Raw genomic sequence first — 7,768 nt, 5'->3', positions numbered from 1 at the left:
TTTCCTGACCTCTAGCAGGGGTTCTATGGGGGTGGGGAATAGGTATAAGTAATGAATAGAAACCGGAGGATAGAGAGACCCGAGTATCCTCGTTCCTGATCCATAGTACACAGAGGGAGGAGGAGGTTATGGGGGAGATAGAGGACCCATGGCACTCGCGGCCAATCGACGTTCACCGCTGGTCGGATCACCTAGAGGTCGCCGCCTTGGTCGACCGCATCTGGGACGACTACCTGCCGAGCGATCAGACCTCCGGACCGAAGCCTATAAACCAACCCTAAACCGAGGAGCGAGTGCTTTGAGCACGAGGGTTCCATCATCCCCGCAGGAATTCATAGAAACAGTCGACGTGGGAATTGAACAAAGTTATCCGGGTTTCCTCCAACTGAATGGAGGCACCAAAAGCGGCGGCCATGTATTTTTCCGTCGTATGGGGAATATTCGAGCATCAGGCTTTAAAACAAGATGCGAACCGAACCAGCATCAGGCAGTTCGCAGAGCGCGCCGATCCGTCTCGTGAGCAATTCCGGGAGTTTCAGCCTGCATTTGATTACTTCGTGGATACGTACAGAAGCGGTCATCGGACTAACGATTTGTTCTGTACTATGGTTGTGTACACATGTGCGCATGGTCCGACGCTCACATGGATCGATCAAGTAATTCATAGTTCGATTACAAACACTTATATCAATGTCCATATAGGGCGTTGCGACAGCAAAATGTAAGCTGTTTACTAGGGCAGAGATAAGGGGACATCGTAAATGTTGAGATTGGTTGCAGTAACTTACTTGGTGCTAACTGCACAGGCCGGACTCGCACAGGAAGGTGTGATCGCGCGTTGTGGTTCATCAAAGGGAACAGCTTACTTATTTCAAGACGATTTGACCAACGCGGACGGTCCTAATTGGTCTGACGATGGGATCAGCAAAGGTAAGATCGTCTTGGTCAGACTAGGTGAAGAATGGGACATCCAGTTTGACGACACTGCTGGCGCATATGGGTACCGACAGGACGGAGCAGAGGTAATTCCACTGGGCAGTTCAAAAAGCAAACTGTCAGTTGGGGCGTTTCATGCCAACTATGCGGATATCTACACCTTCAATTTCAAAGATGGTGAAGTTCTTTGGACATCTCACAAGACTGGAACTTTAGTAACCAAGGTTGCCATCTACAGAGCAGATTGCTCAGAGTAGCAAAGGACGCATGATGATACAAAAAGCACTTTCACCACGTCTTTTGCTCTCTATTCTTTTTTGTTGGGCAAGCGCCCATCCAGTCAAAGCCGGGCCTGATGAATTATCAAACTGGCTCATGGATGAACCTGCTTCAATGATGGAGATCGGGCTTCTGAGATTGGAAATGTGGCTGAGAAGAAGTGAATTATATGTACTTAGCCCGGTATTTGCCTCTTACGATTGGGACGACGACAACATCGAGATTTCATCCTTTCAAGGCACAGAGTTCGACTACGAAAGTGAGTTTGAAGCACGCAAAGCCTGTGGTTTTTGGTTCAAGGAAATGAGAGACGCGTTCATAGTGGACAGTGAGACAGGCGCAAACAAAATCGATGGCATTTACGTTTTTTCCGACTTCTTTCGACATGACGGATTCACAAGAGGAAAACAAAGCAACGACAACTTTAATGAGGATCTGTCAAAGAAAGCGGTTCTGACACTCACGGTTTTCTACAAGGTCAACGGAGAAACCAAGAAGATGGTCTGCTCCAAGCCACTCTACGCAACCAGTTTCAGATTTGAGATTGAAGACTAAGGTCAGGATGCATTGATTTCCAATGCGCTGCGTGATTCACAGTTCCGAAAATGGAGCGATGATGTTGTCATTTCCTTTGCTGGGCTACTTGGATTCTCTGGAAACGACATCTTCCCGGTGGCTGCTCGACGGGGAAAGCGGGTAACTTCAATAAAAGAATTAGGTGTCTACGACTGACGCATCCGGGTCAAGAACCACCAAGTAAGCGCCGCTCTCCTTGTCGCATACGCATGCAACTGGTTGACCCTCTGCCCGCCGGAAACACTCAAGTTCATCACCGTTTGAATGATAAAACCGACCACGAACAGTGTCGTACGAATACTCGTAGAGTGCGCTTTTGCACTCCAACGCATTAACAGCCGTCGCGGTTAGCAGTGCGGTTACCAGTGGCAGCTTCATGTTCTTACCTTTCAGGGCTAGTCCTGTTGATGGTCGTGGCGGTCCGTACATATGAGTTGACGCCTAGCGGAGCGCGTCCATCGGCACTTCTGCGATCGGGCCGTTCCAGTCCTATCCGTGCATGACAGTTTTATTGTCGATTACACCCGAGTGGGCGAACTGAAGCGGGTGATGGCCGAGGCGTCTACTGGAGTGGCTGGCGCTCCGTTACCAACATCGAACAAGTTCTACGGGCTGGACGAACAACCCGACCCGAACGCCGACCACGTCAAAGACTACATCATCTGGCGGCAGACGGCCCGGTCTGAGGGGTATCTTCAGAGGTTGGCGGAACATGAACGGAGAACTGGGCGAGAAGTGGTGCCGTTCTAATCACCGACGGCGTCTTGAAACGCCCTCAAAGACTCAACGAGAACCAAGGTGGCCGCTGCCAAGTTCTCGTATTGGTCATCCAAGCCCCAAGCCCACTTCTTCCCGTGGAATAGGTTGTTGCGGAAGCAGTAAGCTATCAGGAGCAGCATATTCAGCTTATCAGTGTCGGATGCTGTGTTTTCCAGCAAAGCATCGCTGATCGCATTTTGGATAAAGGTGTTCCTGCCGACCATCGTACCGAACAAATCGTTGGTCTGGTGGCCGTTCCTGTACCTATCCACAAAATAGTCAAATGCAGGCTGAAACTCGCTGAATTGCTCTCGGGTTGGCGAAGCCCGCTCTGCGAACTGCCTAATGCTAGTTTGGTTTGCGTTGAATCTCAGTGCTTTAAACTCAAATATTCCCCAAACAGTCGAAAAGTACATGACTGCTGCTTTGACACCACCACCTAGTTGGAGGAAACCCGGATAGCTCTGGTCAATTCCTTGCTCGACTAGAGATCTAAAATCACTCGGGGACGCCGGAATCCTAGTGCTCAAAGCGTTCACTCCTCTGTCTTTGATTTGTCTTCGGCTTCGGTCCGGAGGTCTGATCGCTCGGCAGGTAGTCGTCCCAGATGCGGTCGATCAACTCTGCCACCTCTGGATGATCCGACCAACGGTGAACGTCGATTGGCCGCGAGTGCCATGGGTTCTCTATCTCCCCCATAACCTCCTCCTCCCTCTGTGTACTATGGATCAGGAAGGAGGATACTCGGGTCTCTCTATCCTCCGGTTTCTATTCATTACTTATACCTATTCCCCACCCCCATAGAACCCCTGCTAGAGGTCAGGAAAGAGGAGAGGTCAGAGGGTGTCAGAACACCCGAAACCACTGGGGCATAAACGGGGGCATTTTCCGTAGCAAACGGGTGCCACGGGTATCGAAGTAACGATGTTCTGATGAACTGGCTGGGGTGGTAGGAATCCTTGCCGACCGATGATTTTTTTAGGCTTTTCCGACCGGTGGCCGGTACTGGGGCGGTTTCGGGGGCATTCGCTAAGCTCTGCGACGGGAACTTTGGCCGGTAGAGAGGCGGTTCACTGGCTCCGGCGGGACCACTAGATCGACCGCCACTGGCGCTGACCGGGTGCTTACGACTGGTTCCTGGGGCTGGCGGGTGGTCGCTGGCGGTTGGTGGGGTTTTGGTGGGGCGGAGAGGACGTTCTAGCGTACTGCTGCGAAGGAATAGTTTGAGCCCTGAATGAAGGCCGTGTTAAGGTAATCGCAAAGTTTGAAGTAAGGCTTTAGCGTCGCGCTTGAAACGCGCATCATTTTGCATGTCCTGCTTCTCGAAGATTTGTAGCAGCGTGAAGCGCGAACCATAGTTTTTCATCGGTTGGAAGCAAAGCAAAGCCATTGTTTGAACAGTCAGCTGATTGCCGTTCTCGACCATTGCGTTGACCCGATAGCCGTACTCAAGACACGCCAATGCTCCATATGGAAGTTCGGCCGGGTTTTGGAATCTTTTAAAAAAATCTTTTCGGCTTCCTTCCGGGACATCGACCCAAAAAAAAGCGGCGAGAGCTTCTCTTGCCAGGTCAGGTCGGTCATAGCCTGGCGGCGCACCGCCGAAAGCTCTTATAAATTGCGTTTTGCTGAACACGTCCTGCGCTTGAACGATCTGTCGTTGGGTGCCATCAGGCAGTTCGTAATCACAAATCCGTTGATCTCGCTTACCAGAAAAACGGCAGCCGCTAGGTTCACCGTATTTAGGACGAGTAAGTCGTTGTCGCGGCTTAGGTTCCGACACCCAAGTACCTCGACAACCGCTTTGAAACTCCTCAAAAACACCGCTGCCGCGATTATTGCGCAGTGCTCCAGTACTACGCCCACCAACGGCTCCGTCCCGACGTGCTTCCCCGGAAAGTCGCCCCTTAGCATCAACTCGTCCAACGATTTCCGCAGTGATCGACCCAATCCATGTCTTGGTTTGCCCTTCAACCGAAAGGTCTTTTGAAATCTGGAACTCTCCGCGCCCAGAATGGCAGATGTACTTTCCATTTCTGTATTCATCCGGAATGAAAAACACTCGCCAATTTTTGGCGAGCTTCAGGCCATCACTATGAACTGGGCGCGCCGTCAAAGCGGAAAGAGTTGCTGCCAACGCAAAAACGAATACCACGTTCCAGAACACGTTCCTTTCGCGTATGGGAGTAAAACTCATTTTCTTCACCAAAAATCATCAATTACCCACCTAGTTTCAGCTTCGGCCGATAGCCCCGCCTTGATTTGGATCAGTTGCCGGTTTGCGAAAGTCGCCTCAGTCCGCAGAACGGTCATTCAGTCACCTTGGACCAATGTTCGCTTCGGCAAAAAGAAAGCAAAGCATACGTCCCCCGGCAAGCAGCTAAGGGCCGCGGAGGGTTAACCACGCAGCAAACGAACCGCGCAGAGGCAATTTAGGGTGTTCATTGCGGAGTTAACGATTGAGAAGCTAAGAAATGCCCTAAACAGTGTACGAGGTTGAATGAAGCGGAAAAAGCGCTTGGGGGTCGAGGTGTTGATCAAGATCAACAAGCTACTTCCAAGAGCAGCTATATTATCGGAGGAGGTGCCCAGATGATTGGAATAGTCTTCTCAAAGGTAAACCCGCTGCATTTTGTTTCCGTCTTCAGTTTGATAGCAATTTCAGCCTGCTCAGAAGCACCCCAAAAATCTCAGGCTGATCCTACAGTTCCTCAAGTCGAACTGACGTCTCCGATGTCAAAGATACACTCGGATATTACAAGTGATTATCGACCCATCCTGAAGAGAAGTTGTTCGGAAACGGAAATGCTAGTTGTTGAAGACGCTTGGCGATTTCAAACATACCAGATGTTTGTACGAGGCGGTTTGAGTGAAGGAGTTTCTGCAAAGGAACTCGAAGAAGGGCGGCAAAACACCATTGCGGCGATTAATTCATTATCCGCGAAGTGCCGAACAGCCTACTGGCAGCATCAGTAGTGCATTTGATCAAGCGGAAAGAAGCACGGTCGCGAACGCGCTTGGCTGGGCAGTAGTATCGGAGTGGGCAGTTCGAACGTAGTTGATGCCGTTTTCGCCGTCAGGGGTTTGGAACAGAAGGCGGCCTGAGCATGGGCCATTTTAACAGTCGGCTGGGGGCGTTCTGGATGGCCTGAGAGCCGCATACGAGTCGTTCCGGGTGCTGACGGGTGGTCGCTGGTGCTGGCGGTTGGTGGGGCTGGGACCAGTGCAGCGAATGGCTGATGAGAGCCCAGAGGGGCCGCCTCTAGTTACTCGGTTCTAGATGGGCTGCTAACGATTGCTGTACAGACACGCGTCTCAAAACAAAGCTCTAACCAAAGTCCAATCAAACTGATCGGCAAACAGCTGCTGTATTGCCCAATGCACTGTGAATTTTTGGCCCAAAGCAACATGGATTGCCGCTTCCGGCGAAGGTTTGATGTTTGCCAGTAGAATTTGTATCGTTGCGAGAGGATTGGAGAAACGTAATGTCGCATGGTACACGCAGGCTGGCGGCGGTCGTTTCCGCGGATATCGCCGGCTATTCCCGTCTGATTGGGATCGACGAGGAGGGTACGCTGCGTGCCTTACGCAGCCTACGCCGAGAACTGATCGACCCGATCCTCGCTGCCCATGCCGGGCGCGTCGCTAACACCGCTGGCGATAGCTTCTTGTTGGAGTTTCCAAGCGCACTTGATGCGTTGAACTGCGCTGTTGCCTTGCAAAATGGCATGGCCGAAAGAAATGAATCCTGCGCTACCGATCACGCAATACTCTTTCGCATTGGCATAAATATCGGGGATGTTTTTGAAAACGGAAACGATCTTTTAGGGGACGGGGTCAACATCGCCGCTCGATTGCAGGAGATTGCGGAGCCCGGCGGCATCTTCATCTCCAACGCTGTCCATGAACAGGTATATGGCAAGATTGGAATGGAACTCGACGATCTTGGCCATTGCAAACTGAAGAATATCGCCCATCAGGTTCACGTCTTTCGTGTGCATTTTGCGTATTCGCCAACAAAAGATCTGGCAACCGCCAACCTATTCGAAATTCCTGCACCAGCGGCGGAAAAGTTGGTGACCGGCCGGTGCATTTGCCGGCGGATTCGCTACGCGATCAGCGAACCAGTTATCGACACGATCCTTTGTCACTGCCGAATGTGTCAACGTTTCAACAGCGCTCCGTTCTCAGTTTGGGCCGGGTTCCCCGTCGAGGCAGTTGAATTCACGTCAGGGTCGCCCAAATGGTACACTTCATCGCCGATTGCCAAACGCGGGTTTTGCCCCGAGTGCGGTTCCTGCCTGTGCTTTCGGTATTTCGCACCGGAGCCATCGGGTGTGTTGGCCATCCTGGCGCCCACGCTCGATCAACCCTCCATTTACGCACCTTCCAGGCACGCCTGCGTGGAAAGTACATTACCATGGCTTGAGTTGAGCGATAGTCTGCCACGGATCAGGTCTTGGGAATCTGCCGTTCTGAGACAGCGCTGGGAATCAGTTGGCGTGCCGGATCCCGAAAACTGGCGGTAAGTTGCAGGTTAGCGGATTCAGAAAAAAGCCCGTCACCTGCATGCTGGCCAAAGACCAGCATTTTTGAGAGTTTCCAGTATATTTCCATTACGAAAATGCCACATGTACCGTGTGAATCATTCCAACTTCGACTTCGGAAATTACTTGTACATAGCTCTAAGAACCTGGTGCGCCTGTGACGAAGCCCTGCCATGCGGAGCGGATTCACACCGCAACCCACGCATGATTGACATTGCGCCAACCAGCAAACGAGACTTCTGCTTAGTCCGCAGAGCGGTCATTCAGCCAGCCCCCCAACCAACATCGACTTCGGCAAAAAAAACAAAGTGAGCGCACCCCCGGCAACCCGCTAAGGGCCGCCGAGGGTTAGTTTTCAGGGTGGTCTTCGGTTGACCACATAGTCAGCCAGCCATTGCCAGTAGGCTTCTGCATCCCGGAACCCCTGAGCACGCGCCGCCAGATCCTCCGCTGCTTTACGGGTGCAGCCACCATCGTATTCAGCAATGGCAGCCCGCTCCTCGAACGCATCAATGTCCGGGAAGCTCATGAGGCAACCGTCCCTAGTGGGAGTCTTATCTGGTCAACGATCGACCGACGCTGCTCGTCACTGATCCCTGCCGAGTAAATCCCGTAGGTGATCCCGTTCTCCGACCGTGCCGACTTGTGCCCGACCAGAGAGGCTGTGAAGT

The 7,768-nt window shown here is 52.0% G+C and carries 9 protein-coding genes; 6 read left to right on the top strand and 3 right to left on the bottom strand.

Annotated features, from left to right (window positions below):
• The first annotated feature begins 128 nt into the window (after positions 1-128).
• From ACR1XU_RS22875 to ACR1XU_RS22860, 4 genes are all read left to right on the top strand, one after another.
• A complete protein-coding gene (locus ACR1XU_RS22875; RefSeq protein WP_480909588.1) occupies positions 129-281 on the top strand; it encodes a hypothetical protein in 153 nt (50 codons plus the stop codon).
• Positions 282-761: 480 nt separating this feature from the next.
• Positions 762-1,193: a hypothetical protein gene (locus tag ACR1XU_RS22870; RefSeq protein ID WP_480909591.1), complete on the top strand. Its 432-nt coding sequence runs from the start codon at positions 762-764 to the stop codon at positions 1,191-1,193.
• Positions 1,194-1,203: 10 nt separating this feature from the next.
• Positions 1,204-1,770 (top strand): hypothetical protein, encoded by a 567-nt coding sequence (locus ACR1XU_RS22865; protein ID WP_480909594.1) that lies wholly within the window; start codon positions 1,204-1,206, stop codon positions 1,768-1,770.
• Positions 1,771-2,286: 516 nt separating this feature from the next.
• A complete protein-coding gene (locus ACR1XU_RS22860) occupies positions 2,287-2,541 on the top strand; it encodes a hypothetical protein (protein WP_480909597.1) in 255 nt (84 codons plus the stop codon).
• On the opposite strand, the gene ACR1XU_RS22855 is transcribed toward ACR1XU_RS22860, so the two are convergent.
• Together ACR1XU_RS22855 and ACR1XU_RS22850 are read right to left on the bottom strand one after the other, a co-directional pair.
• Entirely contained in the window at positions 2,538-3,080 is a 543-nt protein-coding gene (locus tag ACR1XU_RS22855; protein ID WP_480909600.1) for a hypothetical protein, read from the bottom strand. The genes ACR1XU_RS22860 and ACR1XU_RS22855 overlap by 4 nt on opposite strands.
• 716 nt (positions 3,081-3,796) lie before the next feature.
• Positions 3,797-4,747, bottom strand: coding sequence for a hypothetical protein (locus ACR1XU_RS22850; protein WP_480907005.1), 951 nt, complete (start codon positions 4,745-4,747; stop codon positions 3,797-3,799).
• A 299-nt stretch (positions 4,748-5,046) separates the two neighbouring features.
• Between ACR1XU_RS22850 and ACR1XU_RS22845 the strand changes: the two genes are divergently transcribed.
• Together ACR1XU_RS22845 and ACR1XU_RS22840 are read left to right on the top strand one after the other, a co-directional pair.
• Entirely contained in the window at positions 5,047-5,526 is a 480-nt protein-coding gene (locus ACR1XU_RS22845; protein ID WP_480907003.1) for a hypothetical protein, read from the top strand.
• Positions 5,527-6,035: 509 nt separating this feature from the next.
• Complete coding sequence (locus tag ACR1XU_RS22840; protein ID WP_480907001.1) at positions 6,036-7,079, top strand: GFA family protein; 1,044 nt, start codon at positions 6,036-6,038, stop codon at positions 7,077-7,079.
• Positions 7,080-7,452: 373 nt separating this feature from the next.
• Here ACR1XU_RS22840 and ACR1XU_RS22835 read toward each other — a convergent pair whose 3' ends face one another.
• Positions 7,453-7,626 carry a hypothetical protein gene (locus ACR1XU_RS22835; protein WP_165590725.1) on the bottom strand — a complete coding sequence of 58 codons (174 nt, stop codon included), beginning with the start codon at positions 7,624-7,626 and terminating at the stop codon, positions 7,453-7,455.
• Positions 7,627-7,768: the final 142 nt, after the last annotated feature.

Source organism: Ruegeria sp. D1(2025) (genome assembly GCF_056536425.1).
The sequence above is the reverse complement of the archived record's forward strand: the minus strand, read 5'-3'. Positions and strand labels throughout refer to the sequence as shown.

What these genes read in the sequence shown, in the direction of transcription:
- ACR1XU_RS22875 (WP_480909588.1), top strand. Translation starts at nt 129, where the DNA reads ATGGGGGAGATAGAGGACCCATGGCACTCGCGGCCAATCGACGTTCAC.
- ACR1XU_RS22870 (WP_480909591.1), top strand. Translation starts at nt 762, where the DNA reads ATGTTGAGATTGGTTGCAGTAACTTACTTGGTGCTAACTGCACAGGCC.
- ACR1XU_RS22865 (WP_480909594.1), top strand. Translation starts at nt 1,204, where the DNA reads ATGATGATACAAAAAGCACTTTCACCACGTCTTTTGCTCTCTATTCTT.
- ACR1XU_RS22850 (WP_480907005.1), bottom strand. Translation starts at nt 4,747, where the DNA reads ATGAGTTTTACTCCCATACGCGAAAGGAACGTGTTCTGGAACGTGGTA.
- ACR1XU_RS22840 (WP_480907001.1), top strand. Translation starts at nt 6,036, where the DNA reads ATGTCGCATGGTACACGCAGGCTGGCGGCGGTCGTTTCCGCGGATATC.
- ACR1XU_RS22835 (WP_165590725.1), bottom strand. Translation starts at nt 7,626, where the DNA reads ATGAGCTTCCCGGACATTGATGCGTTCGAGGAGCGGGCTGCCATTGCT.